This is a genomic window from Chiayiivirga flava (genome assembly GCF_014202825.1).
Taxonomy (GTDB): domain Bacteria; phylum Pseudomonadota; class Gammaproteobacteria; order Xanthomonadales; family Xanthomonadaceae; genus Chiayiivirga; species Chiayiivirga flava.
The window spans coordinates 980,463-1,006,828 of the sequence record NZ_JACHHP010000001.1 but is presented as its reverse complement, the minus strand read 5'-3'; the positions used below and the strand labels follow the sequence as shown (position 1 = coordinate 1,006,828).

Sequence of the window (26,366 nt, the reverse complement as noted above, 5' to 3'; positions counted from 1 at the left end):
ATTCGGTCTGACCCAAACCGACTTCGATGAAGTCGCTCGCTCTCAGCCCAGACGCGACAACGCCACCTCGCCGGACCGCTCCCAGCGCAGCACGCTGCCCTGTTCGTACCAGTCGCCGAGCACGATGCGTTGGCGAGGCATGCCGTCGAGGGTCGTGTCGTGGACGGCCGGTCGATGCGTGTGGCCGTGCACCATGCGCCGTGCGCCGAAGCGGCGGAACGCGTCGTCGACGGCGGTCTGCGTCGCGTCGCCGGTCTCGAGCGCCATCGATGCCTGCCGGGACGCGCTCGTGCTCCGGGCCTGCAGCGCGAAGGCGCGGCGCTCGGCGAGCGACCGCGCAAGCAGCGCGTGTTGCCACGCGGGGTCGCGCACTTGGCGGCGGACGGCCAGATAATCGGTGTCGTCGGTGCACAGCAGGTCGCCGTGCAGCAGCAGCACGGCCTCGCCGTACAGCGACACGACGCACGGATCGGGCAGCAGCGCGAATCCCGCCTGTTCGGCATAGTCGCGTCCCAGCAGAAAATCCCGGTTGCCGCGGATGAACGACACCGGCACGCCGTGCGCTGCGACCGTTCGCAGACTGCGTGCGACCTCGCGCGCCAGTGGCGCATCGTCGTCGTCGCCGATCCACACTTCGAACAGGTCGCCCAGCACGAACAGCGCGTCCACGTGCGCCGCTTCGTGTGCCAGGAAGTCCACGAACAGCGCCGTGATGTCCGGACGGTCGGCGTCCAGGTGCAGATCGGAGATGAAGAGCGTGGTCATGCCGCCGGTGCGTTGCGGATCAGGCCGCAAGCATAACGACTCGTCTGCCCGGATGCGGTGTGCGCACTGACCCGGCAGGCCGGCGCGTGACGCGATCGTGCGCGCGGACGCTGCGCGCGGCACCGCGACGCTCTCGCGCAGCGACATCGAGCACACGGCGCAGAATTTGCGGATGCGGATGCGGATGCGGATGCGGATGCGGCTGCGCCGTCGCGCCTTGTCGCGCATAGGCTGGGGACGCCCGTCGGCCGCGCAGCCCGTGGGCCGCGCAACGGCGACCCGCTGCTTAGTCCGGCGCGTCGCGGAACGAGACGAGGCTGTCGGCAATGTGGCGGCGGATGACGAGCTGCGCCAGCAGCGTCCGATCCGGACGAAAGATGCGGCCGAGCTCGCCGACGTCGATGCGCAGGCTGCCGGTCGCATGGTAGTCGAGCGTGTTGTAGCCGACGGAGCCGGTTTCGCCGAACTCCGGACTTGCGGTAATGCGCAGGTTCAGCGGCCGGTTGCGGTCGATGAGCAGGGTCTGCAGGCGGTCGCAATTGATCTTGATCGCGCGGAACGACGAAAACACCTGGTTGATCTGGACGCTTGCGATGATGTCGTTCTGGATCTTCGCGGTGACGGCTGCGTCTTCGTCGCGATCGTCCGCGGTGCGGGCGAAGGCTTCGATGAAATAGTCCGGGACCATCGCTCCGTGGTTGTCGTCGACGCGGAACACGGTGTTCTGGTAGCCGTGCGTGTACGGCGTCGCCGCCTCCTCGCGCCGATGCTCGGCGTTGATGCGCGACAACTCGGCCAGATGGGCATCGAAGCCGGCGTCGTCCACGGTCAGCGCGGCCGCGATGAGTGTGGGCGTGACGGGGTTGGCGAAGTTGCCGTCCTTGCGCGCGATGGTGCTGTGATTCTCGCGCGGGATGCGGCAGAACGCCGTCGCGCCGTTCGGGGACAGGATCTCGAGCGTCGGTGCCTCGGGCGTGGTCGCGAAATCGAAGCGCATGTAGGACGGGTCGAGGTTGGCCGTGGACACCAGCACCGTCCCGTCCGATCCGGGTGTGTTGGCCGCGGCCGCGATACCCGAGTAGCCCTTCGTGCCGACGAGCACGGTCGCCAGCACCCGGTCGCGGCCGTACCAGCGCTGCTTCGGATCGAAGCGGTCGGTGCGCGCCAGATCCCAGGTGAAGGCGCTGGCCATCTCCAGCCCGCGCAGGATCTGGCGGCCGGTGTGGAACAGGCGTTTGGCCTTGTAGCCTTTCACCACGCGCCCGAGGAAGCTCAGGCCCTTGTGCGCGTGGGGCGAGCCGAAGTTCGCCGGCGCCAGCATGAGCAGGCGGTGGATCGGATTGGTGTCGGGCCTGAAGAACCGCGTCATCCAGTAGCGCGCGACGAGCGCGCCGGTGCTGTGCACGACGAGGTCCACCGAGCGCGCACCGGTGGGCAGCTTGGCTTCGCGCCAAGCGCGCTGCATGGCGACGACGATGTCGTCGAAGGTGACGTCGTCGTCCATGCTGACGTAGTCGCCGAGGAAGATGCGCCGGACCTGCGAGCGCAGGCCCAGTTCGGCCAGCGTGCGCGCGAGCGGTTCGAACGAGGTCGAGGCATCGCTCCAGCCGTGCAGGATGACGATCATGGCCTGGCTCCGTTGCGCTGTCGCATGTCGAGCTCTCCTCGCGCCAGGATGCACGGTAGCGTGCGCACGGCGACGCCGGCAACCGCGCGCCGCCCGAGCTTGTGCCATGCAGTTGCCATGATTCCGTCGAGCGCGCTCCGCACGGCCGTCGGCCCGGCCTTCGTCCGTTCGTGTCACCTCGCATCGCAAGCGCGATTGCCGATTCCGGAACAACGGCGACGTGCCACGGTTCGGCGGACGCCTGCCGCACTACCGCCGCTGACCGCGTGCGACGGCCGGATCCGGCGAGTACACAAGGCGGCGTCGCGCGATGCTGGCGCCTTCGTCATTGCCGGAGCGTCCGATGCCCGCCGATTCCACAGCGTCTTTCCGCCTTGTTCCGCTCGATGCGGACCAGTTCGCCGCACTGCATGCGCTCAGCGACGCGCAGCTGGCCGAACGCGGCATGCAACGTCGCGTGGCCGAGGTTTCGCCCGGCTATCCGTGCCGCGTGAGCCTCGCCGACGCCGAGCCCGGCGAGCGCGTGCTGTTGTTGCACTACGCCCACCACACCGTCGACGGGCCGTACCGCGCGTCCGGCCCGATCTTCGTGAGCGAGCGTGCGGTCGCCGCAACCCCGCAGCCGGGCGAGATTCCCGAGGCGATCCGGCGCCGTCCGCTGTCGCTGCGCGCGTACGACGCACATGGCTGCATGCACGCGGCCGAAGTGTGCGATGGCGCGGACGCGGCGCGGGCCATCGAGCGGCTGTTTGCGGATCGGCGCATCGCCTACCTGCATCTGCACAACGCCAGGCCCGGGTGTTATGCCTGCCGCGTGGAGCGCGCGGAAAGCGCGGAAAGCGCGGAAAGCGCGGAAAGCGCGGCGCGCTGACGCGCATGCTTCATTGCGGTGCGACGATCTCGTAGCCGCGTTCGCGCAACGGCGCGAGATAGCCGTCCTCGGCGAGCAGGCGCGCGATCGGCAGCACTGCGAACGTGCGGGTGTGGGACCGCAGCGCCGCTTCGGCGCTGGCGAGCCAGGCCGCCTGCACGCGTTGCGGGAGATCGCGCATGCCGTTCTTTTCCGCCACGCTCGCCGCGAGGATGGCCTCGCGGCAGGCGGCGTTCTGGTCAGGAAACGGCAGTGCGCGCAGTGCTTCGATGTTGCCGTCGGCCCAGGCATTGGCGCGTGCCTTCATCGCGCCGAGGTCGGTTTCCAGCCGCTCGAGCGTGCGCGCGAAACATTGAGTGTCGTCCAGGCCGTTGGCGGTGAATTCGGCGATCGCTTCGCGCGGCGCCGCGATCGTCACCTGCACGTCGGATTCGACGATCGGGATGCCGTTCTTTTTCGCGATCCTGCGCACCACCGGCCAGACCACGTCCTTCTGGCGCAACCCGACATCTTCGATCGCCTCCTCATACAACGCAGCGGCGGCGAAGATCGGTCGCCAGCGTTCCACCTTGCTGCGGCGCGGCATGTACTTGCGCTTGAGCGCGTCCCAGCGGGCATGCAGCTCGGGCGGCAGCACGGCCTCGAGTGTCCCGTCGTCCGGGATCCGGCGCGCGGCGAACAGCGACGGCAGCAGGAACAGCCCGCGCACCGGGCCCACGCCCGCGTCGAAATCCACGCCCGGCATCGCGAGCACCTGCTGCGACGCCGCCACGGCCTGCTCGACCGGTTCGGAATACCAGTCCATGCGTCGCGGCAGCGGCGAGAGGGTGCCGAGAATCCAGAGCACGTGGTCGCCGCGGCGGACCTGCCACAGGCCGGGTCCGGATTGCGTGCCGCTGACCAGCACCGTGTCCAGCACGACCGGTTCCTCCGCTGCGGCGCCCGTGTTCAGCGAGACCAACAGGCACGACAGCAGCAGCGCGGCACGACGAAACAACATGCGGGAACACTCGCAGGACGGCGAAGCGCAGCATACGCAATCGCGGGCCGGCGATGTGTGAAGCAGAGGCAATCCGCCGCGCGGTTCCGATGTGCCGACACGGCGGGCGCGGGCGGCAGGCACGGCGCCGGGTGCGTTCGCGCACGCAGGCAGCGTGGCGGAACCTTCGACGGTGGCGGGGCCGGATCAGGGTCCGAACAGGTCCCCTGCATGTGCGAGCCCGTCGCGCGCGGTGAAGTTGCCGAGGCCGACACCGACGAGGCGATAACGCGTGCTGTCCGGCAGCGCGACGCGCGCGCGCAGGTCCAGCGCCACACGGGTGAACTGGTCGAGGTTCGCCAGCGGCTGCGGCGGCGTCAGGCTGCGGGTGAGGATGCGGAACTCGCGCGTCTTGAGCTTGAGCACCACGGTGCGGCCGACGCGTTCGGTTTCCTTCTGCGCCGCGGCCCAGGTCTTTGCGGCCAGCTGCGCGATCGCCTCGTCGAGCCCGGCCAGCGGCAGGTCGACCGCGAAGGTGTCCTCGGACGAGATCGATTGCGTCGGGCGCTCGGAGACCACGCGGCGTTCGTCGATGCCGCGCGACAGTTCGTGCAGGCGCTGCCCGTAGCTGCCGAACGCCTGCTGCAGCACGCGTGCGTCGACGCCGCGCAGATCGCCGACGCTGGCGATGCCGAGCGCGGCGAGTCGCGCCTGCGTGACCTTGCCCACTCCCGGCAGCCGGCCCACCGGCAGCGGTGCGAGAAACGCGTCGACCTGGTGCGGCCGGATCACGAACTGGCCGTCGGGCTTGCGCCAGTCCGACGCGATCTTGGCGAGGAACTTGTTCGGCGCGATGCCGGCCGACGCGGTGAGCCGTGTTTCCTCGCGGATCGCGCTGCGGATGGCGCTGGCCGACGCGGTGGCCGTGGCAAGGCCGCTCAGGTCGCGGGTGACGTCGAGGTAGGCCTCGTCCAGCGACAACGGCTCGATCAGCGCGGTGTGGCGGCGGAAGATCGCGTGCAGCTGGCGCGTCACCTCGCGATACCGCGGGAAATCCGGCGGCACGAACACCGCATCCGGGCAGAGCCGTTCCGCCGTCAGCGCCGGCATTGCAGAACGCACGCCGAAGGTGCGGGCTTCGTACGAGGCCGCGCACACCACCGAACGCCGGCCTTTCCACGCCACCACCACGGGGCGGCCGCGCAGCGCGGGGTCGTCGCGCTGCTCGACCGAGGCGTAGAACGCGTCCATGTCGATGTGAACAATCTTGCGCATGTGCCTTGGATCGACGCCGTTCCGTTATTCTCGCGCGCCCGGGTGCCACACGAGGCAACCTCGGGGTGCGACTTTCATCGGCAAATGGCAGGATGTCCATGACGAATTCGTGCATCAGGCCGTCTGCTCCCGGAAAAACGCCTTGACCAAGCCCCCCAAGTTCCTCGCCGTCGTCGGTGCGACCGAAGAAACCATCGCGCATTTGCGCCTGCTGCTGCGCATGGGCGGGACGCGGCTGCAACACGACTGGACCTGGGGTGGCGAGCACGAGGCGGATTTCATCGTGGTCGAACCCGGCAGCCTTGCCGCCGATGCCACCCAGACGCGCTGTCAGGCCGGCGGCATTCCGTTCGCCGTGCTGGCCGAGCCCGATGCCCTGGTGGTGCAGGGCATGGTCCTGCGGCGGCCGTTGAAGCTCGACCAGATCGTGGCGGTGTTCAACGCCGCCGGAGCGTCGAGCACGGCGGCGGCGCCGGTGCAATCGTTCGGCGACGATTTCTACACGCGGCAGATCGAGGAGACCATCCCCACCGGTCGCAGCGACGCCGACGTCTGGGACGCAGCCGAACCGGCCGCTGCGAGCGCACCGGTGGTGCGCGAGGCGCCGGTGCAGGATCTCGACCACATGCTGTACGGCGATCCGCTCGCCGAGCCGGTGGAACTGGGTCCCCTCGTCGGGGACGATACGCAGGTGGACGAAACCGAAGGGCGCACGGCGCGCAGCGACCATCGCCGCGACGATGCACGCGAGCGCATGGCCGCGAGCCTGGTGGGCGTGTCGACCGTCGATGCCGACCCGATCCCGCGTCCGTCCGGTGCCGCCGTCGGCGGCACCGCGGCGCGCAGGCTCAAGGACGATGCGCCGCGTCCGCTGCTCGATTTCCTGCAGGAAGACGCCGTGGCCAGCCCCGTGCAGCTGCGTCTGGACGAGGCGCCGGCGATCACGCTTGATCCGCTGCGCCGGCAGTTCCACGCCGCGGGCCAGCTGGGCGAACTGGCGCCGTACGTCGAACACGGCATTCCGGCCGATCGCGTTGCCGGCGTGGCCGGTGTCGAACTCGCCCGCGTGCGCCTCACCGAACCTGCGCGCGGTTACGACGAGCTGCGCTGGCTGACCGCGCTGCTGCGTTCGGGCGGCACGCTGCACTCGCGCCTGGATCCCGGCGGCACCTACCTCGTGCGCGAGCCGCTGCTGCTGGATCCGGACTTCTACCGGCACGGGCCGATCACGGCCGCGATGAAGGTGCCGACGCGCCTGCACGAGATCGCGCGCATGAGCGGCGCCTCGATGGTGGACGTGTTCGACGTGGTCAACGCCTACGACAGCATCGGCCGCCTGGAATGGTCGCCGCGCCCGCCGCGCGCGGCGCCGGAGCCGGAAAAGGCCCCGGCGTCGGCCCTGTCGCGTCTGAAGTGGCCGTTCGGACGCAAGTGATGCCCGCGCCGCAGCGCGCGCTCACACCCGGCGCTTGTCCTTGAGCATCGTGCCGGTGCACTCGGCGGCGCCGCAGCGGCACGCCCACAGCTGCTTGAGCCGCCGCGTGTGCGGCACCTCCAGCACGATGCCGTAATCGTAGGTAAGTTCCTCGCCCGGCGCGATCGCGCGCAGGGTCTTGATGAACACGCGATCCTTCTTCTCGTCGCCGTTGCGATCGACCACCACTTCGGATTCGCAGTTCGGATCGCAGCTGTGGTTGAGCCAGCGCGCGATGTTGCCGCCCTCGTTCGCGTCGACGATGTATTTGTCGTTGAGCGTGAAGAGGAAGGTGTGGCCCGAATCGAGCGTGCCGTCGTACTTGCGGTCCGCCTGTGCGTGCGTGATGCGCTTGCCGCGGTATTCGACCACGCGTGCGCCGGCGGGGAGGGCGGCGACGGCAAACACGCCATTGCCGTGGATGGCGGAGTTGCGGCGAACGATCTTGCGGGGCATGCGGTTCCGGGCGCGGGCTGGCGGGCGACGCAAAACTGTAGCAGGGCCGGGCCGCGTCGTGGCGCGTGGCGGGTGCACGAACGCGTCGCCGCATCCGTCACCAGGATTTGCGAATTCTGACGTCGTGCGCCACGCCGGCCGCGTGATCGGGGCGTACACTCGAAGGCTATGACGCCCCCCATTCGTGCCGCCGCCCGCTTCCTGCTGCTGGTGGCGGCCTATGTGGCCGCGGCGGGCGTCGCGCTGTTCTACGTCGATTCGCCGAACGACATCACGCTGATCTGGCCGTCCACCGGCATCGCGTACGGCGCGCTGCTGGTGTTCGGCCTGCGCTGGTGGCCGTTCGCCGCGGTGGCGGTGCTGCTCACGCATCTGCTGCTGGCACCGGCGCCGTGGCTGTTCGTGCCGTATTCGATCGCGAGCAACGTGCTCGGCGGGCTGCTCGGGGCCGGATATGTCCGGCGATTCCATCCGCATGCGCTGGGGCGGTTGTCGCTCGGCACCGGCTGGGTGCTGATGGCCGGCGGCGCGATCATGGCGGTGACCAGCGCCGTGATCGGCAGCGCCGGCATGGTGCACGCGGGCATGGTGGCGCCGGACCTCGCGGTGCAGGCGGCGCTGCGCTGGCTGATGGGCGACCTGTTCGGGATCATCGCCGTGACCCCGGCGATGCTGCTGCTGGCGCTGCCCGCGCCCCGCATCCTGCATGGCGAATCCTCGTTCCGCTACGGCGGCGTGGGCGAAAAGACCCTGCTGGCAGCGAGCCTCGGCGGCGGCCTGGCGGTGGTGCTGTGGGCCGGCGATTCGGGCAACGGCTACGCGCTGGCGCTGACCAGCCTGCCGCTCGCGGCGCTGATCCTGTCGGCGGTGCGGTTCGAGCCGGTCTTCACCGCGGTGGCCAACGCCGCGATGTCGATGCTGCTGGCGACGGTGGCGGGCCTGGGCCTCGCCGGCTTCACGCCGCCGGCCACGCTCGGCGATTCGGCACTGCTCACGCTGTTCATGTGCGTCATCGCGCTGATCCCGCAGCTGCTGTCGGTCACCATCTTCGAGAACCGCCTCGCGTCGTCGCGGCTGATCCGCCGTGCCACCACCGACCCGCTCACCGGCGTGGCCAATCGCACCGCGTTCGAGGCGCACGTGCGCGGCCTCGTGCAGGCCGGTCCCGGCGAGCCGATGGCGCTGGCGTACATCGACATGGACCGCTTCCGCATCGTCAACGATACCCTCGGGCACGCCGTCGGCGACAGTCTCATCGCCGCGGTGAGCGGCGTGCTCGAATCGCGCCTGGCGCCGGGCGATGTACTCGCGCGCGTCGGCGGCGACGCGTTCGCGGTGCTGCTGCGCCATTGCGACGTGGCGTCCGCGCTGCAGCGCACCCACGATCTGCGCGATGCGGTGGCGGCCTACCGGTTCGTGTCCGATGCGCACGTGAGCACGAGCACCGTCAGCATCGGCGTGGTCCCGTTCCGCGCCGACGACGTGGAGTTCAGCACCCTGCTCGCACAGGCCGACACCGCGTGCTTTGCGGCGAAGGAGCGCGGCGGCAACCGCGTGGTGGCGCTGGAGCCCGGCCGTCAGGGCGAGGTGCACGAGCGCTCCGAGGCGATGCGCTGGGCGCTGCGCATCGACAATGCGCTCGAACACGACCACTTCCGCCTGTTCTGCCAGACCATCGCGCCGCTGCGCGCGGTGCCGGGCGAGCAGCGCCATTTCGAGATCCTGCTGCGCATGCGCGATCCGGACTCGGGAGACCTGCTGCTGCCGGGCCAGTTCGTGCCGGCGGCGGAGCGCTTCGGCCTCGGAGTGCGACTGGACCGGCACGTGATCGATCGCACGCTGCGCTGGTTCGAGCGCCATCCGGACAGCGCCGCCAACGTCAGCCTGTGCGCGATCAACCTCACCGCCGCGTCGATCGAGGACGAGGCCTTCCTGCCGTTCCTGCAGGCGCGCCTGCAGCGCAGCGTGCTGCCGGCGCACAGGCTGTGTTTCGAGCTGACCGAAACCAGCGCACTGCGCGACCTGGCGCGCGCGCAGGCACTGATCCAGTCGGTGCGGGCGCTCGGCTGCCGCTTCGCGCTCGACGATTTCGGCACCGGGTTCTGCTCGTTCGGGTACCTGCGTTCGCTGGATGTCGATTTCTTCAAGATCGACGGCAGCTTCGTCAAGGATGTCGCAACCTCGACGCTGTCGTACGCAATCGTGCGCTCGATCGCCGACATCGGCCGCGTGATGCGCAAGCAGACCATCGCCGAGTGCGCGGAGAGCGAATCGGTGCGGCAGCGGCTGGGCGATCTGGGCGTGGACTACGCCCAGGGGTATGCGATTTCCGCGCCCGAGCCGATCGAGCGCTACTTCGGCACGTCGCGGCGCGCGGCCGTGGGCTGACGGGCCCGCGGCCGCGCATCCGCGACACGCGCGGCCGAACCGCGCGCGAAGCCTGCCCGCGCTACTTTTCGGCGCTGGCCGGCAGCAGCGAGTAGGTCACGCCGACGGCATCGCGCAGCACCAGCCGATCGCCCGCGCGGGTCACCGTGAGCGGTCCGCCGAGCACCGAGAACCAGCCGCGTTCGATCTCGCCGCGTTCGTCCTGGCAACCGATCTTGGTCGCGCCGACCGGACCCACCGTCAGCGTGTTGCCGGCGAGGGTGTATGTGGCCTGGTAGCGGTTGCAGCCGCCCGAACCGCTGATCCGATCGGCGGCAAATGCGAGCGTCACCGTGCCGCTCGCACCGCCCTTCATCATCGGGCCGGCGGACGCGCCCGCCAGCGTCCAGGCGCTGTCGGCAAGCGCAAGTGGCGTGTTGTCGTCCTCGGGTGCGGCTGCGCAGGCGGTCATGGCAAGCGACGAGGCGAGCAGCGCAAGGCGAGCGAGGGACGCGCGCATCACTTCTTCTTCGACACGAGGGCCCAGAGCACCAGCAGGATGATCGCGCCGACCACCGCGCCGATGAAGCCTGCCGTCTCGCCCGGCTGGTACCAGCCCAGCGCCTGTCCGGCGTAGGTGGCGAGCAGCGAGCCGCCGATGCCGAGCACGATGGTCATGATCCAGCCCATCGCGTCCTTGCCGGGTTTGAGAAAACGCGCGACGAGGCCGACGACGAAGCCGATGAGGATGGTGCCGATGATGCCCATGCGTAGCTCCTGTGTTCGGGTGGTGACGAAGATCTGTTCAAGCGGAAGAGCCCCCCTTCCGCCTTCGGCACCCCGGATCGGGTCCGGGGCAGGCTCTTCCCCCGCTGCGCGGGAGAAGGGAAAAGCTCGGCATCGTCTCGCGCTGCGCGGGAGACGCGACGAATAACCTCAGCAGCAGCCGTGATCGCCGAAGCGGGTGTCTCCGGCCGCGACGCCCACGCCCTGGGTCAGGCCCTTGACGCTTGCATCGTAGTGTTCGGCAATGACGCGCGCCACCGCGGCGGTGACGCGCTTGCCGGTGGGGATGTGCAGGAATTCGTTCGGCCCGTGCGCGTTCGAGTGCGGTCCGAGCACGCCGGTGATCATGAACTGCGCGCCGGGAAATTTTTCGCCGAGCATGCCCATGAACGGAATCGTGCCGCCTTCGCCCATGAACATCGCGTCCTGGCCGAAGAATTCCTTCGACGCATGGCCGATGGCATGTTCCAGCCACGCAGACATTGCAGGCGCGTTCCAGCCGGTGGACGATTTCTCCACCGAGAATTCCACACGCGCACCGTTCGGCGGATTCTCTGTCAGCAGCTTCGTCAGGATCTTGCCGGCGCGGTCGCCGTCGAGCGTGGGCGGCAGGCGCAGCGACAGCTTCACCGCGGTGTGCGGACGCAGCACGTTGCCGGCGTTGGACAACGGCGGCATGCCGTCCACGCCGGTCACCGACAGCGCCGGACGCCAGGTGCGGTTGAGCACGAGTTCGGTGAGATCGTCCGCCATCGGCGTCATGCCGGGCAGGAAGGGGAATTTGTCGTAGATCGCAGTGTCGAGCACCTGCGCGGCGCGGCGCGCCTGGGCAAGCCGGCCCTCGGGCACCTCGACGAAGAGCTCCTCGACCAGGATCCTGCCGGTGACCTCGTCCTCCAGCCGCGACAGCAACTGCCGCAGGAGGCGGAAGCTCGAGGGCACCACGCCCGAGGCGTCGCCCGAGTGCACGCCCTCGCTCAGCACGCTCACCTTGAGGTTGCCGCCGGCCAGCCCGCGCAGCGAGGTGGTGCACCACAGCTGGTCGTAGTTGCCGCAGCCCGAATCCAGGCACACCACCAGGCTGGGCTTGCCGATGCGTGCGGCCAGGTGATCGACGTAGTGCGGCAGGTCGTAGCTGCCCGATTCCTCGCAGGCCTCGATCATCACCACGCAACGGCAATGCGGCACGCCTTGCGCCTTCAGTGCCTGGATGGCCGCGAGCGAGCCGAACATCGCGTAGCCATCGTCGGCGCCGCCGCGGCCGTAGAGCTTGTCGCCCTTGATCACCGGTTTCCACGGGCCCAGATCGTCCGACCAGCCGGTCATCTCCGGCTGCTTGTCGAGGTGGCCGTAGAGCAGCACGCAGTCGTCGCTCGCGGGGTCCGTGCCCGGCACCTCGATGTAGATCAGCGGCGTGCGGCCTTCGAGCCGGACCACTTCCACCGTCATGCCGTCGATCGCCTGCGCGCGCGCCCAGCGCTCCATCAGCTTGACCGCATCGTCCATGTAGCCGTGCTTGACCCAGTCGGCATCGAACATCGGCGACTTGTTCGGGATGCGGATGTACTCGACGAGCTGCGGAACGATGTCGTCGTCCCATTTCTCGGCGACGAAGCGATCGGTCTTGGCGGTATCCATGCGGGGGCTCCGTGAAGTCAGACCGCCGATTCTACGCCCCTGCCCGCGGCCGGGCAGCGAATGCGCCGCTTTCGCACCGCGGCGGGCGGTTTTCGCAGGCGCGCGCCGGCGCTTTCGCGGGCGATTTCGCGAAATGCGCCCTGACGCATCGGGCCTGCGTACGCGAAGACTGTGTTCACCGCCCGGCATGAGGCCGGGCGGCAGGAAACACACACACAAGGAGAGTCACCGATGAACACGTTGCGCATCATGCTCGGCTCGCTGCTGCTGTCGCTGGTCCTCGCCCTGCCGGCGATGGCGGCCGATACGGTGGACATCAACACGGCCGACGCGGCCACGCTGGCCGCCGTGCTCGACGGCGTGGGCGACGCGAAGGCCCAGGCCATCGTCGCCTACCGCGAGGAGAACGGCCCGTTCCAGAGCGTCGACCAGCTTGCCGAAGTGAAGGGGATCGGCCTCAAGACGCTCGAGAAGAACCGCGACCGGATCGCGCCGATCGGCGCCGATGCCCCGGCGGCGGCGCCGGCGGCTGCAAAGTCGCAGTAACCGCAGCGTGCTTCGCGCCCGGCGGGAGGCCGGGCGCGAACCTGTGCGCCGCGCGCGTACCGGCCTCGTCTAGACTGCGGCGCTTCGTCACCGGCCGCCGCACGCATGTTCCTGTCACGCTATCGCATCGACGCATCGACCATCGCAGGCGCCGGCCGCGGCGTCTTTCTCGACGAGCCGGTGGCGCGCGGCCGCATCGTCGTGGCGCCCGACGCCATCCCGCGCGTGTACCGCTGGGACGAACTGCTCGCGCTGCCCGACCAGGACGCGGCCCTCGCCGCCAGCGCGCGCTGGTTCGAGGACCGCTTCACCTCGTTTCCGGAATGGCCCGACGAGTGCTGCATCAACCACGCGTTCGAACCGACCGGCCTGCTGCACCTGGGATTCGTGTTTGCCGCGCGCGATCTTGCCGCAGGCGACGAACTCACCATCGACTACCGGCACCTGCTCGCCGAAGGCCAGGAAGAGAGTTTCCGCGACGGCGTCAGCGGCGAGCCCATCGTCGGTTGGAGCTGGCAGGAAAGCCTGGCGCGTTCCACGCGTGCACTGGCCGCGCTGCAGGGGCTGTGACCGTGCGCATCACCCGGCTGCCGGCGCACGACTACCGGCGCATGCGCTGGAAGAACGACCGGGGCTGGACCCGGGAGATCCTGCGCGTGCCGGACCGCGACGACTACGACTGGCGCGTTTCCATCGCCGAGATCGACGCGGACTGCGACTTTTCCGCATTTCCGGGCTGCGACCGCGTGCTGGTGCTCGTGCGCGGCAACGGCATGCGGCTGCGCTTCGAGGACGGGCGCGAGGTCGCGCTCAATCCGCCGCACGGGTCCATCGCCTTTCGCGGCGAGGACGCGGCCACCTGCACGCTCGCCGACGGCCCGACGCACGACTTCAACCTCATCTGGCGGCGCGGTCGCGTCGCGGCCGAACTCCTGCACCGTCCGCTCGTTGGCCCGATGGTGTTCCTGCCCGAGCGCGGCGTGCAGTGGCTGGTGCACGTGCTCGCCGGCCGCGCGCGGGTGAAGGATCGTCCCGACATCGAGGCGCTGGACCTCGGCGACAGCCTGCACATCGACAACGACGGCCGGGGCGAACGCCTGATTCTCGACGGCGGCGGCGAGCTGCTGCTCGCGCGCCTGCGTCCCGCCTGAGCCTGCGCGGCATCGCGTCTACGGCTGGGCGTCGGATTCCGCGCGGCGCGCCGCCTTCACCGCCTGGCCGTCCACCGGACGGATCTCGGCGATGCGGCAACGTTGATTGTCGAACAGCACCGCATCGAAACGCGCGTGCACGCGCTGCTGTGTCGACGTCAGCGCGATAGTGTTGGCGAAATCGAGACCGGTGCAGGGACGCTGCACATGCAGCAGGTAGGCGTCGCGGGGATTGGTCCACACCACCAGGTCGGCCTCGCCGAGCACCTCCCAGCGGTCGAGGTTCCAGAAGTGGAAGTCCTTGACCGGTGCGCCGGCGAAGGCGCGGTATCGCTCCAGCTGCGCCGCCTCGCGCTCGCGCGGTCCACCGCCCGGACCGGATGTCGCGCAGGCGGCGAGCGACAACAGCGACGCGACGAGGATGGCTCGAATCGGCATGGTGACCATGGGGCACTCCTGGAATGGGACGACGGTACGACGCGCTCGGGTGCACGTCGAGCCCGGATGCGGTCAGGACGCCGCCTGCGCCCCGCGCGTCGCGCCGGACGGGCGCCGCATTGCCGCACTGTTCAGCGCATCGATCGACGGCGAGTCCACGCCGGCCGCGAGCGACCACCGGGCGCGACCTTGACGCCTTGCCGCGAAACGGATTTAATAACGGGCTCCCCGCTGCATGGCGGGGCTGCGGGCCGGATTGCAGCAGGTCCCGTGGCCGAGTAGCTCAGTTGGTAGAGCAGGGGATTGAAAATCCCCGTGTCGGCGGTTCGATTCCGTCCTCGGCCACCATCGTCCGTGCCTTTCCCCAAGCCAAAGCGAACCCGTCGCGCCGTGCAGCGGCCGCGGATCAGCCGCGCGCGTGCAGTTCCCAGCGCTGCCAGCGCAGCATCGCATGTGCGCACGCGCTGCCGAGCAGCACGATCAGGGCGCTGTAGTACGACCACAGCAGCAACAGCACGAGCGTGCTTGCACCGCCGTAGGCGTCGGCCGAGGTGGTCGTGCCCAGATAGGCGCCGAGCGCCCATTTTCCAGCCTCGAACAGCAGTGCCGTGACCAGGCCGCCCCACAGCGCGCCGCGCCACGGCGGCGTTGCGTCCGGCACGAAGCGGTACAACGCCGCGAACGCGGCCGCCAGCACCAGCACCGTGATCGCCTCGTTGATCACCATCCACACCGTGCCCTCGCGCGTGAGCAAGAGCGCGAGCACCGCGCTCAGGACCAGGGCCACGATCAGCAGGAAGCCGATCGCGGCCAGCATGCCGAGCGAGAACACGCGGCTGCGCAGCCACGCGACGACGGCGTTGCGCGGTGGCGGATCGACATGCCAGACGCGGTTGATCGCCGCCTGCAGCTGCGCGAACGCCGTGGTGGCCGAGACCAGCAGTGCGCCGAGTGCGACGAGTCCGCCGGTGGTGAAGCCGTAGACCGACGCGTCGGCGTTGTCGACCACCACCTGCGCGGCCGACGCCACCTGCGCGCCGAGCGCCAGGCGCAACTGGTCGATCAGCACGTCTTCCTGGCCCGGATTCAGGCCGCCGAGGATCCACAGTGCCAGCACGATGACCGGTGCGAACGACAGCGAGGTGTAGAACGCGATCGACGCCGCCAGCGTCAGCGGATCGCTGTCCCAGAAGGCGCGCGCCTCGTCGGCGAGCAGGCGCAGGGCCGGGCGGGGTGTCGGGTCGGTCGCGATCGGTGCTGGCATGGGGGTCTCCGGCCGGCAGCCTCCGGCGCAGGTGGCGGTCGTCGGCGCCGGGGTCCCGCTGCGCGGCGCCCTCGCTTCGCACCGGCATGGGAGCAGCAAATCCCGCGCTCGGCAGGCGGCCGTCAGGCAGCCTGCAAGCAGGTCGCCCCGCTGTCGTGCACGATGGCGGACGAGTTGCGCAGCATCGCCTCCGCGTGCAGGCGCGCGAGCCGATCGATCGCGCGCATGTCGGCCAGCGCGATGCAGTCACGCACGCGCCCGAGCAGGCGCCCGTCGGCCAGCCAGACCTCCACGCGCTCCACGATCAGCAGCCGCGAATCCTCGCGCCAGCGGGCGTGCGCCGTCCAGCGTCCGGCGTGCCATGTGCCGCGTCGCGAGATCCGTGTCTTCATTCGTGTCCTCCATGGCGTGGGATGCGGTGCGGTGCCTGATGGAGCAAATCCCGTACCAGTGGCCGCCGGCGCGGTGCGTCCTCCGGGCCACGCGACAATCGGGCTATCATTCCGCGCTCGACCATACGCATCGGAATGGCCCATGGCGCGTCGTCTCGTTCTGTCTGTGTCCTGTCTGCTGCTCTGCGGTCTGCTGCTGTCGGCCTGCGGCGGCGGCGGGCCGCGTAAACGCGTGTTTCCGCCGGCTGCCAGCGTGCAGGAACTGACGGTGTTGCCGGATGGAACGTGGTCGCTGGCCGTGCGCCTGCAGAATTTCAGCAACGTGTCGCAGCGTTTTGCGTCGATCGATGCGGCGTTGCGCATCGGCGGTCACGAGGCCGGTGCGATCCGCGGGACGCCGGATCTGACGGTCGGCCCCGAGTCGGTGGAAATCGTCGTCGTCACGCTCGCGCCGTCGCCGGACGCCACGGCAGCGGTGCGCGCCGCGCTCGATGCACGCCGCAGCGTGCGCTACGCGCTGGCCGGCGACATCGCCAGCAGCGAGCCCGACCGCCGCCGCGACGATTTCATCCACGAGAGCCAGCTCACGCCCGTGCCCGGCCTGTCCGGCGTGCTGCGCTGAGCGTCCCTGTCCATGCGAGGAACGCGTCACCGATGAACAACTACACCGCTCCGCTGCGCGACATCCGTTTCGCACTTCACGACGTGCTCGGCGCCGAGGCGCTGTTCGCATCGCTGCCCGGCGGCGATGTCGCCAATCGCGAACTGATCGACGCGGTGCTCGAGGAAGGCGCGAAATTCACCGAGCAGGTGCTCGCGCCCCTGAACCAGAGCGGCGACCGCGAGGGCTGCACCTTCGACAAGGACAGCGGCGAGGTGCGCACGCCCGCAGGCTTCAAGGCGGCGTTTGCACACTACGTCGACGGCGGCTGGGCCGGACTCACCGCGCCCGAAGCGTACGGCGGCCAGCACCTGCCCGAGACCCTCGGCGCCGCGCTCAAGGAAATGATCGACGCGGCGAACCTGGGCTGGGGCAACTACCCGCTGTTGTCGCACGGGGCCACCGAGGCGCTCAAGCACCACGGCGAGGAGTGGCAGCGCGAGGTGTTCCTGCGCCCCATCGTCGAAGGCCGCTGGACCGGCACCATGTGCCTGACCGAACCGCACTGCGGTTCAGACCTCGGGCTGCTCAAGACACGGGCGGTGCCGCGCGACGACGGCACGCACGCGATCGAAGGCACCAAGATCTTCATCACCGCCGGCGAGCACGATCTCACCGACAACATCGTGCACCTGGTGCTGGCGCGCCTGCCGGACGCACCGCCGGGCACGAAGGGCATCTCGCTGTTCATCGTGCCGAAGTTCAAGGTGGCGCGCGACGGCGCCGTCGGCGAGCGCAATGCGGTGCGCTGCGGCAGCATCGAACACAAGATGGGCATCCACGGTTCGTCGACCTGCGTGATGCATTTCGACGGCGCCGCCGGATATCTCATCGGACAGCCGAACCGCGGCCTCGCGGCGATGTTCACCATGATGAACACCGCGCGCCTCGCGGTCGGCATCCAGGGCTTGGGGCTCATCGACCGGGCGCTGCAGAACGCCGTGGCGTATGCGCGCGACCGCCTGCAGGGTCGCTCGCTGGGCGGCGCGAAGCAGCCGGACAAGCCGGCCGATCCGCTGATCGTCCACGCCGACATCCGCCGCATGCTGCTCACGTGCAAGGCCTTTGCCGAAGGCGGTCGCGCGCTCGCGCTGCACGCCGCCTCGCTGGTCGACGTGATCGAACGCAGCACGGACGCCGAGCGGAAGAAGCACGCCGACGAGCTGCTGTCGTTCCTCACGCCGATCGTGAAGGCCTGCCTCACCGAGTGGTCGATCGAGGCCACCTACCACGCGCTGCAGTGTTTCGGCGGACACGGCTACATCGCCGAATGGGGCATGGAGCAGCTCGCGCGCGACGCGCGCATCACCACGATCTACGAGGGCACCACCGGCATCCAGGCGCTGGATCTGCTCGGCCGCAAGACGATCCAGACCCAGGGCGTGGGCCTGAAGCACTTCCTCGGCATGATCGTGGAGTTCTGCACGCAGGAGACGATGAACGCCGAACTGGCCGAGTTCGTCGCGCCGCTCGCGAAGGCGGCGCAGGACTGGCAGCAGCTGACGCTGGAGATCGGCCGGCGCACGATGGGCGATGCCGAGGAAGTGGGCGCGGCGGCCGTCGACTATCTGTTCTATTCCGGCTACGTGACGCTGGCCTTCTGGTGGGCGAAAAGCGTGGCCGCGGCCGACCGCAGCAACGCGTCGGCGGCGTTCCGTCAGGCCAAGCGCGACACGGCGCGGTTCTATTTCCAGCGCATCCTGCCGCGAACGCTGTCGCACGCGGCGGCGATCCGCAGCGGTCCGGCCACGCTGCTGGCGATCGACGAGGAGGCGTTCGTCGGCGGCTGAGGTGCGGGTGTCGGCGGCGTGGATGCGCGGCTGCGAAGTCGCCCCCTTCCGGCTGCCGCCACCTTCCCCCGCTGCGCGGGAGAAGGATCTCTTCGTTGGGCGGCATCGAACGACGTACGCTGCAGGGTGTGCGGGCGTGAAGACTGTGCATGTGTCCATGCTCCCAGGCGTCGAGGTCGAGGTCGAGGCGGCGAGGCATGGAGAGGTGTGGAGGCGCGCAGGAGACATCATCCTGCGACGAGATCCCATCCCGAATCCTTCTCCCGCGCAGCGGGGGAAGGTGGCGGCAGCCGGAAGGGGGTGGCGTCCCGGCCACACCACCACAAAAAGCCAACCCTCGCGCGCTAACCGCCAGTTGCCTTTGCCCCACACCCCGGCATAATCGCCCGAGGCCTCCCCGGGTTTCACCCCACCGCGATGCACATCCAAGCCGGCGACACCGAGCTTCTGGTCCGCGCTGCCAACGCCGACGATGACACCTTCATCCTCGGACTGATCGAACGCTTCGTGGACTTCGAACTGCCGAAATGGCGCCGCCGCAACGTGGTGACCGAAGGATTGCGCCGCGAACTGCTGCGGCACCTGGAAGAACAGCCGCCCGGCAGCTTCATGTTCGTGGCCGAGGACGACACCAGCGGCGAACGCATCGCCTTCCTGCACCTGCAGACGGTCACCGACAGCTTTACCGGGCACCAGAACTGCCACGTCTCGGACATCGCGGTGGCGCGCGGTCGCGACGGCCAGGGCATCGGCCGGGCGCTGCTCGCGTACGCCGAACGGTTCGCCAAGGAGCATCGCTGCGAACGGGTGCAGCTGCACGTGTTCCCGGGCAACGAACGCGCCCGCGGTTTCTACGAGAAGGCCGGCTACGGCATCGACGTGCTGCGCATGGTCAAGCCGCTGTAACACCGCGCTGGGACCCTTGCGGCAGGGCCGCCGCCCGCCGCACGCCACCCACGCGGCCGCGAATGGTTTATGCTCGGGGTACCCATGCTTGCGTCCACTCCGTCGAGTCGCAGTCACGCTCCCGCCACCGGCGACGCCGGCATCGTTTCCATCGGCGGCACCACGGCCTTGCCCCGGGTTCTCTCGCTCGATTCGCGTGGCCGCATCCTCGACTGGATGTCGTGGCAGGACGCTGCCTGCCTGTACGTGCGCGACGCCGTCGCATGGACGCTCGGCGACCCGTGCATCACCCTGCACGGCGGCATGAACCGCCTGACCGGCGCGCAGAGCACGCTGGAGCTGCATCCCATCGTCGCCTCCACCGGCCATGCCCGGCCGGGCGCGGTGGAGCCGGCACCGGCGCTCACCAACGCCGCGCTGTTCGCGCGCGACGGCCATCTATGCCTGTACTGCGGCGAACAGTTCGGCCGCTACCAGCTCACCCGCGACCACGTGCAGCCGGTGTCGCGCGGCGGACGCGACGTGTGGGAGAACGTCGTGGCCGCCTGCCTGCACTGCAACGTGCGCAAGGGCGGCCGCACCCCGCTGCAGGCCGGCATGCCGCTGCTCGCGGTGCCGTACCGGCCGAGCTGGGTCGAGCACCTGATCCTGTCCAACCGCAACATCCTCGCCGATCAGATGGAATTCCTCCGCAGCCACCTGCCACGCAAACCGCGCCGGCCGCTGCTGGAGCGGGCGCAGGGTTGATTCCCGCCGGAAAGTCCTTGCCTGCCCCCGGCACGAGGGCTGAATCCATCATTTTGGCCCGCACAGGACGCACGGGCTGGATTGCAGGCCTGATCCGTGACTGGGGTGGTTCGCGTAGGTCTCCGCATTAGGTCGGCCTGTGCCCGGCCATCTCGGAGGGTGCCGTGCGTCGAATCCTGCTCTCGTCTCTGCTCTTCGCATGTCCGGCACTTGCATGCGCCGGTCCGCCCGCCGGGCAGATCGACCCGACGTTCTGGAGCTCCGACGGAGGGGTGGAAGGCCTGCAGCTGGAGGGCTTCGATATCGGCGGCGATCTCGAGGACCGCGCCGGCGGGATGGCGGTCGATGGCTTGGGCCGATTTCTCGTCGTCGGCATGGTAGAAGATTCGGCCGACCGCTGCCTCGGTGTCATGCGATTCACAGCCAGCGGGCAGCTGGACAAGAACGGCTTCGGGTTCGACACCAATGCCATCCCGCGAGGCAAGATATGTCACACGACGCCGATGGTCCTGGAGCCGGCGTTTCCGGACATGAACGTCTTCCCGCTGACGAGTGGTTTTCTCGTCAGCGGTATCGGGCAGGGAGGAAACCCCTTCGTCTGCCGGTTCGCCGGCGACGGCGATCTGATCGCCGGTTTCGGCTCGAGCGGTTGCGTCATTCTCGGGAACATCGATGTGGGCGTCTCCTGGCCGGCGCCGGATGTCATCGTCGCGGACGGCTCGGTGCTCGTCGTGGCGAACGACAGGTCGGGCGGGATGTCCACGCCGGTCCTGTCGCGGCTTGCTCTGTCCGATGGCGCACTGCAGCCATTCGGTCAAGATGGTTTCGTCTCGTTGCTTGGGATTGCCGCCGACGCATTTGTCTGGGACACGCTTCTGACCCCGGACGGCGACCTCATCATCGTGGGCAACATCGTTATCGAACCGAACGACACCGACGCATTCATTGCCCGCTTCGATTTGGACAGCAGCGCGCCTGACCCGAACTTCAGCGGCGATGGCATGGTGCGTTTCAAATTCAACCAGGTCGAGTTGGGGCAAGAGTATCTGCAGGCCGTCACGATGACTGCAGACGGCGACATCCTTGCCGCAGGGCTCGCGGAACTCCCGGGTGCGATGGGGCTGGCCTTGCTCCGGGTCGACGCGATGACGGGCACCCTGTCACCTTCGTTCAACGGCGGAGTACCCAAACTCTATGACCCCTGCGCCGCGATCGGCGGATGTTCGCCAAGCGTCAAGGACATCCTCGCCGATGACGCGCAGATCGTTGTGGTCGCTGGTGGCCCCACCGCGGCGCCGATTGTCGCCCGTCTGAAGGCAATCGGTGACGTCGACACGGAGTTCGGCGATCAGGGTACGGTGGTCCTCGAACCTGTTTCCCGGATCGCCGGTGCCGTCCTGCAGGAAGGTCGCATCGTCGTCGCAGGCACGGCACCGCGGACGACGACCGTGCTCATCGGCAACGTACTCAGCCAGATCGAACATCTCGATTTCGGCCTGCTGCGATTGAGCGATGGCCGGCTGTTCAAGGACCATTTCGAAGCGATCACGCCGTAGGTTCCGGCCGCTGACGATCATCGGCGACCATCCACCAGGCGACTGCGCCAACGTCTGCGTTCTAGCCGCGTCGGTTGCATACGTCTAGGCACCATGCCGGCCGTTAACGCCCGGCCGTTGCGGAGATTGCCGTGCGCCGTCTGCTGCGGTCATCGATGTTGCTGGCCTGTCCGCGGTTGCGCTGGCGGATCCGCGCGGGGGCCAGATCGATCCCATGTTCGGCGCTGTCGATGCCGGCGTCTTGGGCCGGCAGCTTCGACTGGGATGGACTTGCGGGCGTTCGGCTGGACGCCGCAACTGGTATGCCGATACCCGGATTCAACCGCGGCGTGACGAAATTCTACGATCCGTGCGCTGCCGTGGACGGTGGCAGCGCCATCCAGCTCGTGCCGGAGATGTCGCAACCCCGGATCACACCGTTCTTGCCGGTGAGGCCCGCGGCACGATGTAACCCCACGCGCCTCTGCGCAGGCATTGCGATCGACACCTCGTTCGCAGACCCAGTCCTTGCGCGGTTCGATCTCGCATACCAGTCCACCGGCATGGTTCTGCAGGACGATCGCATCGCGCTCGCCGGCATAGTGCGGCTGACCCGGACCGTCCTCATCGACGGAATTCCACGCAGATCCAGCGCGATGAGTTCCCGGTGCTGGGCCTGAGCGGCGGGCGGCTGTTCGAGAACCATGTCGAAGCGATCGCGCCGTAGCCACGGGGACTCGACCACAACCGGTTCCGACAGCCAGCGGAGGCAAGCGCACGGAGCCGATCATGGCGCTGACAGCACGCGACACCACTGCAGTGGCTCGGCGAGGAGGTTACTGGACACGGGCGTGCAGTCGTCTCCGCGTCGCAGGCGGAGCTGATGCAGCGAAGTCTCGCTGCGCTCGCGCTCGGAGGGGGTAAACAGGACGAACACGTCGTCGCCGCTGCGTTGCGCGGCCGCGATGCGCTCGCGCATGCGGCGCAGGTATGGCGTGTCGGCGCCGGGGCCGACGAGGTAGCCGTCGATACGCAGGAAGGCGATCTGCGGAGGGAAGGCAGGAATCACGAATGCCATCGGTTCGACGCCTGTCATCAGTGCGAGCGTGTGGTCCGGTCGTGCGATCGGCGGCACTTGCACGTCCACCATGCGTGACGCGAACGCCGGGCGCGGGTCGTGCGGGAGCGGCGTCAACGCCAGAACGCCAAGCAGCGCGAGCACGCACGCTGCGGCGCGTACGCCGCGCGGCAGCGGGATCGCGCCGATGGCCGCGACGATGAGCCACGGCGCCAGCATTTCCAGCGGCACGAGGTAGCGGTAGATCGCGAACACCGCGAGCCAGCTCGCATAGCCGACCGCGGCAAACCAGAACGCGATGCGCATTGCATCGGGTGCAACGAAGGCTGCTTCGACGTCGAACGTCGCGTCGAAGACGGGTGAATTGGCGACCGGCCGGTCAGCGGCCGGCGCATCGACGGTCTTCGCATTCGACGCCTGCGTACCGGCAAGCGCGGAATCCGAAGCGAGCCGGACGCGGCGCCCGCGCCACCACAGCGCGAGCGCACCGAGCGGCACGAGCGCGTAGGCGAACGCGATACGCCAGTCGGTCAGCGGGCCGTCGGCGGAGACGCGCCAGTCGAGCGAGGCGCGGAACGGGAACAGCAGCGCGTCGGTCAGGGTCGCGGGCAGGAAGCGCGTGTCGCGGTAGCTCGCATCCAGGATCAGCGTGCTGCCGATGATGTCGTTGAAGTACGGGAACACGGGGTTCCCGGTTTCGCGCCACAGCACGAAGAACCACCAGCCCGTGGCCAGCGCGAACGCGACGAACGCCGCGCCGCCGCACAGCAGCAGCGCGCGCAGGCGCCCACGCCAGCCGAACGCGGCAGTAACGGCCGCGGCGAGGATCGCGAGTCCGAACGGCGCGGTGGGCAGTTTCAGCCCCACCGCTGCGCCGACGAGCGCGCCGGCGAGACACAGTGTGCGCGCGCCGCCGCCGCAGGCCAGGCTTTCGCGCTCGCGCAGCAGCAGCCACAGCGCGCCCAGCACCGCCACGCTCGTCACGTTGTCGTAGTGCGGACTGCCGGTGAGCGTGAGCGCGTAGCCGCCGGTGATGCCGAGCAGGGCAAGCAGCGCCGCCACGGTGCGGCGCGCGGGATCGGGCAGCGTCAGCGTGTCGCGTCCGATCAGATAGAGCACGCTGAAGTTCAGTCCCTGCACCAGGCCAAGACCCAGCGCCGCCGCCCATCCGGGGACATGCGATGCGACGAACCACAGCGGCAGATCGATCAGCGGGTTGTAGAACGTGGCGTGGTGCGCGACCGCCATGTCGAACCCCATGCGCCCGTGCAGCAGCGCGTAGGCGTTGTACCAGTGGTAGTTGCGCAAATCCCACGAGGTGGACTGTCCCAGCCACAGCGCGAGCGCGCCGACGGCGAGCGGTCCGAGCAGGAACAGGGCCGCATCCAGGCGTGGTGCGGCGACACGGGGCCCCGTGGCACGCTGCGGTGCGTCGACACGGGGCGGGACGGCATTCGGCATCGGTGGGGTTCGCGCGCGGATCGATGCGTCACGTTAGCCGAACGCGGCGGCTACGTGTCTTTCGACGCCGTCGGCATCCCGCGCGTGCACGGCAAATCGCGCAACGTGTCTCGTCCCGGCGAAGGCGCACTGCTGTCCGGCAACATCATGAGCCCACATGTCCCGTCGTCCCGGCGAAAGCCGGGACCCAGCGACGTTGCCCGGTTTGCTCGTGGCTTCAAGAAAAACATAAAACGTCGCTGGATCCCGGCTTTCGCCGGGACGACGAGGAACGGGACTCATGTTGTGATCCGGGCGCATCGGGACCTGTTGCGGCAGGATGTGTTCCACCGACAGCAGCACGCGTTCGAGGAAATCGCAATCGCGAGCAGCCGACCCTCGACCGTCCGATCTGCGGCACACTCGTCGCATTGCCGGCGTCAGGAGCCACCATGCATCGCAATCCGAAATCCCTCGTCGCGCGCTTCGCAGGAGTCACCGTGCTGGCGACGGCGGCACTGACGGCCGCCGCGAGCGCCGCAAGCGATTCGCCGAATCCGGCGCTCGCCATCAGCGCCGATGCATTGTCCGAGCATGTGCGCATCCTCGCGTCCGACGCATTCGAAGGCCGCGCGCCCGGGACGCCGGGCGAAGAGAAAACCGTCGCCTACCTGATCGAGCAGTTCCGCAAGGCCGGCCTCGAACCCGGCGGCACGGACGGTGGCTGGACCCAGGCCGTGCCGCTGGTACGCTCCCAGCTGCGCGGTCCGGCAACGGTAACGCTGCGACAGGGCGGCGACACGCGCACGCTGCGCAACGGCGAGGACCTCACCGTGCAGACGCTGCGGCCGGTGGATCGCGTCGCGCTCGACGACGCGCCGCTGGTGTTCGTCGGCTACGGCATCACCGCGCCGGAGCTGGACTGGGACGATTATAAGGGCGTCGACCTGCGCGGCAGGATCGCCGTGGTCCTGGTCAACGACCCGGATTTCGAAACGCCGCAGCCCGGCCGTTTCGATGGCCGCGCCATCACCTACTACGGCCGCTGGACCTACAAGTACGAGGAGGCCGCGCGCCGCGGCGCGGCCGGCGTGCTGATCGTGCACGAGACCGCGCCCGCCGCGTACGGCTGGGCCACGGTGCAAAGTTCCGGGCTCTCGCCGCTGTTCGACATCGAACGCGCAGACGCGGACGCGGCCCATGTGCCGATGCGCGGCTGGATGCAGCGCGCACTCGCGCAGTCGCTGTTCGAGGCCGCAGGGCTCGATTTCGAGGCGCAGAAACAGCGCGCGCAGCGGCCGGACTTCACGCCGGTGGTGCTGGACGACGCATCGCTGTCGATCGCGTTCGAGGTGCAGCGCGAGTCCATCGTCTCGCGCAACGTGATCGCGAAGATTCCCGGCGGCACGCGCCCGGACGAAAGCGTGGTCTTCTCCGCGCACTGGGATGCTTACGGCGTGGCGCCGCCGGAACAGCAGACCGACGGCGATCGCATCCGCCACGGCGCCATCGACAACGCGACCGGCGTGGCGGCCGTGCTGGAACTGGCGCGCGTGTTTGCGGCGGGCCCGAGGCCGCAGCGTTCGCTGCTGTTCGTCGCGCTCACGGCCGAGGAAAAGGGTCTGCTCGGTGCGATGCACTACGCCGCGCATCCGCTCGCACCGCTCGAAACGACGGCCGCGGTGTTCAATATCGAGATGCTCAGCCCGGACGGGCCGACACGCGACATCGCCTCGTGGGGCAAGGGCGGCGTGTCGCTCGAACGCGATCTGGCCAACGCCGCCACCGCGCGCGGCCGCAGCTACTCGCCCGATCCGAATCTGGAAGCCGGCTTCTTCTACCGTGCCGACCACTTCGCGTTCGCGCGCGTGGGCGTGCCGGCCATCACCGTGGGCGCGGGGCTCGATCGCATCGATGGAGGCGTGGCCGCCGGCCGCGCGAAACGCGACGCCTACTTCGCCAGCGCCTACCACCAGCCCGGCGACCGCTGGAATGCGGACTGGGACCTGCGCGGCGCGGCCCAGGACGTGACCCTGCTGCACGACCTCGGCGCCGACCTCGCCAACAGCACACGCTGGCCGGCGTGGGATGCCGGCTCGCCGTTCGGCGCCGTGCACGCGCGCAGCGACGAGGCGCGGCGCTGACAGCGCTGGAAACGTTTGCAGCCGCACGCCGCCTGC

The 26,366-nt window shown here is 69.3% G+C and carries 25 protein-coding genes and 1 tRNA gene; 14 read left to right on the top strand and 12 right to left on the bottom strand.

What is annotated here, in order from left to right; translation table 11 throughout:
• Nucleotides 1-42: 42 nt before the first annotated feature.
• Together lpxH and HNQ52_RS04210 are read right to left on the bottom strand one after the other, a co-directional pair.
• Nucleotides 43-765 (bottom strand): UDP-2,3-diacylglucosamine diphosphatase, encoded by a 723-nt coding sequence (lpxH, locus tag HNQ52_RS04215; RefSeq protein WP_183959835.1) that lies wholly within the window; start codon nucleotides 763-765, stop codon nucleotides 43-45.
• Nucleotides 766-1,051: 286 nt separating this feature from the next.
• Complete coding sequence (locus tag HNQ52_RS04210; RefSeq protein WP_183959834.1) at nucleotides 1,052-2,392, bottom strand: esterase/lipase family protein; 1,341 nt, start codon at nucleotides 2,390-2,392, stop codon at nucleotides 1,052-1,054.
• 343 nt (nucleotides 2,393-2,735) lie between these two features.
• Here HNQ52_RS04210 and HNQ52_RS04205 point away from each other — a divergent pair, with 343 nt between their 5' ends.
• The gene (locus HNQ52_RS04205; protein ID WP_183959833.1) at nucleotides 2,736-3,263 is read left to right on the top strand and encodes a DUF1203 domain-containing protein; all 528 of its coding nucleotides are present in this window, start codon (nucleotides 2,736-2,738) and stop codon (nucleotides 3,261-3,263) included.
• Between the two features lie 10 nt (nucleotides 3,264-3,273).
• On the opposite strand, the gene HNQ52_RS04200 is transcribed toward HNQ52_RS04205, so the two are convergent.
• Nucleotides 3,274-4,263, bottom strand: a complete 990-nt coding sequence (locus tag HNQ52_RS04200) for a TraB/GumN family protein (RefSeq protein WP_183959832.1) — start codon at nucleotides 4,261-4,263, stop codon at nucleotides 3,274-3,276.
• A 186-nt stretch (nucleotides 4,264-4,449) separates the two neighbouring features.
• Nucleotides 4,450-5,517, bottom strand: a complete 1,068-nt coding sequence (dinB, locus tag HNQ52_RS04195; protein WP_183959831.1) for a DNA polymerase IV — start codon at nucleotides 5,515-5,517, stop codon at nucleotides 4,450-4,452.
• A gap of 142 nt (nucleotides 5,518-5,659) precedes the next feature.
• On the opposite strand from dinB, the gene HNQ52_RS04190 reads away from it, so the two are divergent.
• Nucleotides 5,660-6,952 carry a hypothetical protein gene (locus tag HNQ52_RS04190; protein ID WP_183959830.1) on the top strand — a complete coding sequence of 431 codons (1,293 nt, stop codon included), beginning with the start codon at nucleotides 5,660-5,662 and terminating at the stop codon, nucleotides 6,950-6,952.
• Between the two features lie 21 nt (nucleotides 6,953-6,973).
• Here HNQ52_RS04190 and HNQ52_RS04185 read toward each other — a convergent pair whose 3' ends face one another.
• Entirely contained in the window at nucleotides 6,974-7,447 is a 474-nt protein-coding gene (locus HNQ52_RS04185) for an SET domain-containing protein (RefSeq protein WP_183959829.1), read from the bottom strand.
• 168 nt (nucleotides 7,448-7,615) lie between these two features.
• Between HNQ52_RS04185 and HNQ52_RS04180 the strand changes: the two genes are divergently transcribed.
• Nucleotides 7,616-9,835, top strand: coding sequence for a putative bifunctional diguanylate cyclase/phosphodiesterase (locus HNQ52_RS04180; protein ID WP_183959828.1), 2,220 nt, complete (start codon nucleotides 7,616-7,618; stop codon nucleotides 9,833-9,835).
• A 61-nt stretch (nucleotides 9,836-9,896) separates the two neighbouring features.
• On the opposite strand, the gene HNQ52_RS04175 is transcribed toward HNQ52_RS04180, so the two are convergent.
• The 3 genes from HNQ52_RS04175 to HNQ52_RS04165 all read right to left on the bottom strand — a co-directional run bounded on the left by HNQ52_RS04175 (nucleotide 9,897) and on the right by HNQ52_RS04165 (nucleotide 12,238).
• Nucleotides 9,897-10,334, bottom strand: coding sequence for an META domain-containing protein (locus HNQ52_RS04175; RefSeq protein WP_183959827.1), 438 nt, complete (start codon nucleotides 10,332-10,334; stop codon nucleotides 9,897-9,899).
• Entirely contained in the window at nucleotides 10,334-10,582 is a 249-nt protein-coding gene (locus tag HNQ52_RS04170) for a GlsB/YeaQ/YmgE family stress response membrane protein (RefSeq protein WP_183959826.1), read from the bottom strand. Before HNQ52_RS04170 ends, HNQ52_RS04175 begins: the two co-directional genes overlap by 1 nt.
• A 168-nt stretch (nucleotides 10,583-10,750) precedes the next feature.
• Nucleotides 10,751-12,238, bottom strand: a complete 1,488-nt coding sequence (locus tag HNQ52_RS04165; RefSeq protein WP_183959825.1) for a M20 family metallopeptidase — start codon at nucleotides 12,236-12,238, stop codon at nucleotides 10,751-10,753.
• Nucleotides 12,239-12,469: 231 nt separating this feature from the next.
• On the opposite strand from HNQ52_RS04165, the gene HNQ52_RS04160 reads away from it, so the two are divergent.
• From HNQ52_RS04160 to HNQ52_RS04150, 3 genes are all read left to right on the top strand, one after another.
• On the top strand, nucleotides 12,470-12,784 hold the full coding sequence (locus tag HNQ52_RS04160) for a ComEA family DNA-binding protein (protein WP_183959824.1): 315 nt from the start codon (nucleotides 12,470-12,472) through the stop codon (nucleotides 12,782-12,784).
• Between the two features lie 105 nt (nucleotides 12,785-12,889).
• Nucleotides 12,890-13,354, top strand: a complete 465-nt coding sequence (locus HNQ52_RS04155; protein WP_183959823.1) for an SET domain-containing protein — start codon at nucleotides 12,890-12,892, stop codon at nucleotides 13,352-13,354.
• A gap of 2 nt (nucleotides 13,355-13,356) precedes the next feature.
• On the top strand, nucleotides 13,357-13,935 hold the full coding sequence (locus HNQ52_RS04150; RefSeq protein ID WP_425486450.1) for a HutD/Ves family protein: 579 nt from the start codon (nucleotides 13,357-13,359) through the stop codon (nucleotides 13,933-13,935).
• Between the two features lie 18 nt (nucleotides 13,936-13,953).
• Here the strand turns inward: HNQ52_RS04150 and HNQ52_RS04145 are convergent, their stop codons facing one another.
• Complete coding sequence (locus HNQ52_RS04145; RefSeq protein ID WP_183959822.1) at nucleotides 13,954-14,382, bottom strand: DUF6491 family protein; 429 nt, start codon at nucleotides 14,380-14,382, stop codon at nucleotides 13,954-13,956.
• A gap of 263 nt (nucleotides 14,383-14,645) precedes the next feature.
• Between HNQ52_RS04145 and HNQ52_RS04140 the strand changes: the two genes are divergently transcribed.
• Nucleotides 14,646-14,721: transfer RNA gene (locus HNQ52_RS04140), tRNA-Phe, on the top strand.
• Between the two features lie 58 nt (nucleotides 14,722-14,779).
• On the opposite strand, the gene HNQ52_RS04135 is transcribed toward HNQ52_RS04140, so the two are convergent.
• Entirely contained in the window at nucleotides 14,780-15,637 is an 858-nt protein-coding gene (locus HNQ52_RS04135) for a YihY/virulence factor BrkB family protein (RefSeq protein WP_183959821.1), read from the bottom strand.
• 122 nt (nucleotides 15,638-15,759) lie between these two features.
• Complete coding sequence (locus tag HNQ52_RS04130; protein WP_183959820.1) at nucleotides 15,760-16,029, bottom strand: hypothetical protein; 270 nt, start codon at nucleotides 16,027-16,029, stop codon at nucleotides 15,760-15,762.
• Nucleotides 16,030-16,171: 142 nt separating this feature from the next.
• On the opposite strand from HNQ52_RS04130, the gene HNQ52_RS04125 reads away from it, so the two are divergent.
• The 6 genes from HNQ52_RS04125 (at nucleotide 16,172) to HNQ52_RS04100 (ending at nucleotide 22,348) form a co-directional block, all read left to right on the top strand.
• A complete protein-coding gene (locus HNQ52_RS04125) occupies nucleotides 16,172-16,651 on the top strand; it encodes a hypothetical protein (protein WP_183959819.1) in 480 nt (159 codons plus the stop codon).
• A 32-nt stretch (nucleotides 16,652-16,683) separates the two neighbouring features.
• Nucleotides 16,684-18,480, top strand: coding sequence for an acyl-CoA dehydrogenase C-terminal domain-containing protein (locus HNQ52_RS04120; protein ID WP_183959818.1), 1,797 nt, complete (start codon nucleotides 16,684-16,686; stop codon nucleotides 18,478-18,480).
• A gap of 417 nt (nucleotides 18,481-18,897) precedes the next feature.
• Nucleotides 18,898-19,386 carry a GNAT family N-acetyltransferase gene (locus HNQ52_RS04115; protein WP_183959817.1) on the top strand — a complete coding sequence of 163 codons (489 nt, stop codon included), beginning with the start codon at nucleotides 18,898-18,900 and terminating at the stop codon, nucleotides 19,384-19,386.
• An 84-nt stretch (nucleotides 19,387-19,470) separates the two neighbouring features.
• Complete coding sequence (locus tag HNQ52_RS04110) at nucleotides 19,471-20,133, top strand: HNH endonuclease (RefSeq protein WP_183959816.1); 663 nt, start codon at nucleotides 19,471-19,473, stop codon at nucleotides 20,131-20,133.
• 164 nt (nucleotides 20,134-20,297) lie between these two features.
• Nucleotides 20,298-21,689, top strand: coding sequence for a hypothetical protein (locus tag HNQ52_RS04105; RefSeq protein WP_183959815.1), 1,392 nt, complete (start codon nucleotides 20,298-20,300; stop codon nucleotides 21,687-21,689).
• Nucleotides 21,690-21,820: 131 nt separating this feature from the next.
• On the top strand, nucleotides 21,821-22,348 hold the full coding sequence (locus HNQ52_RS04100) for a hypothetical protein (protein WP_183959814.1): 528 nt from the start codon (nucleotides 21,821-21,823) through the stop codon (nucleotides 22,346-22,348).
• A gap of 107 nt (nucleotides 22,349-22,455) precedes the next feature.
• On the opposite strand, the gene HNQ52_RS04095 is transcribed toward HNQ52_RS04100, so the two are convergent.
• On the bottom strand, nucleotides 22,456-24,207 hold the full coding sequence (locus HNQ52_RS04095; RefSeq protein ID WP_183959813.1) for a hypothetical protein: 1,752 nt from the start codon (nucleotides 24,205-24,207) through the stop codon (nucleotides 22,456-22,458).
• A gap of 431 nt (nucleotides 24,208-24,638) precedes the next feature.
• On the opposite strand from HNQ52_RS04095, the gene HNQ52_RS04090 reads away from it, so the two are divergent.
• Nucleotides 24,639-26,330, top strand: a complete 1,692-nt coding sequence (locus tag HNQ52_RS04090) for a M28 family peptidase (RefSeq protein ID WP_183959812.1) — start codon at nucleotides 24,639-24,641, stop codon at nucleotides 26,328-26,330.
• Nucleotides 26,331-26,366: the final 36 nt, after the last annotated feature.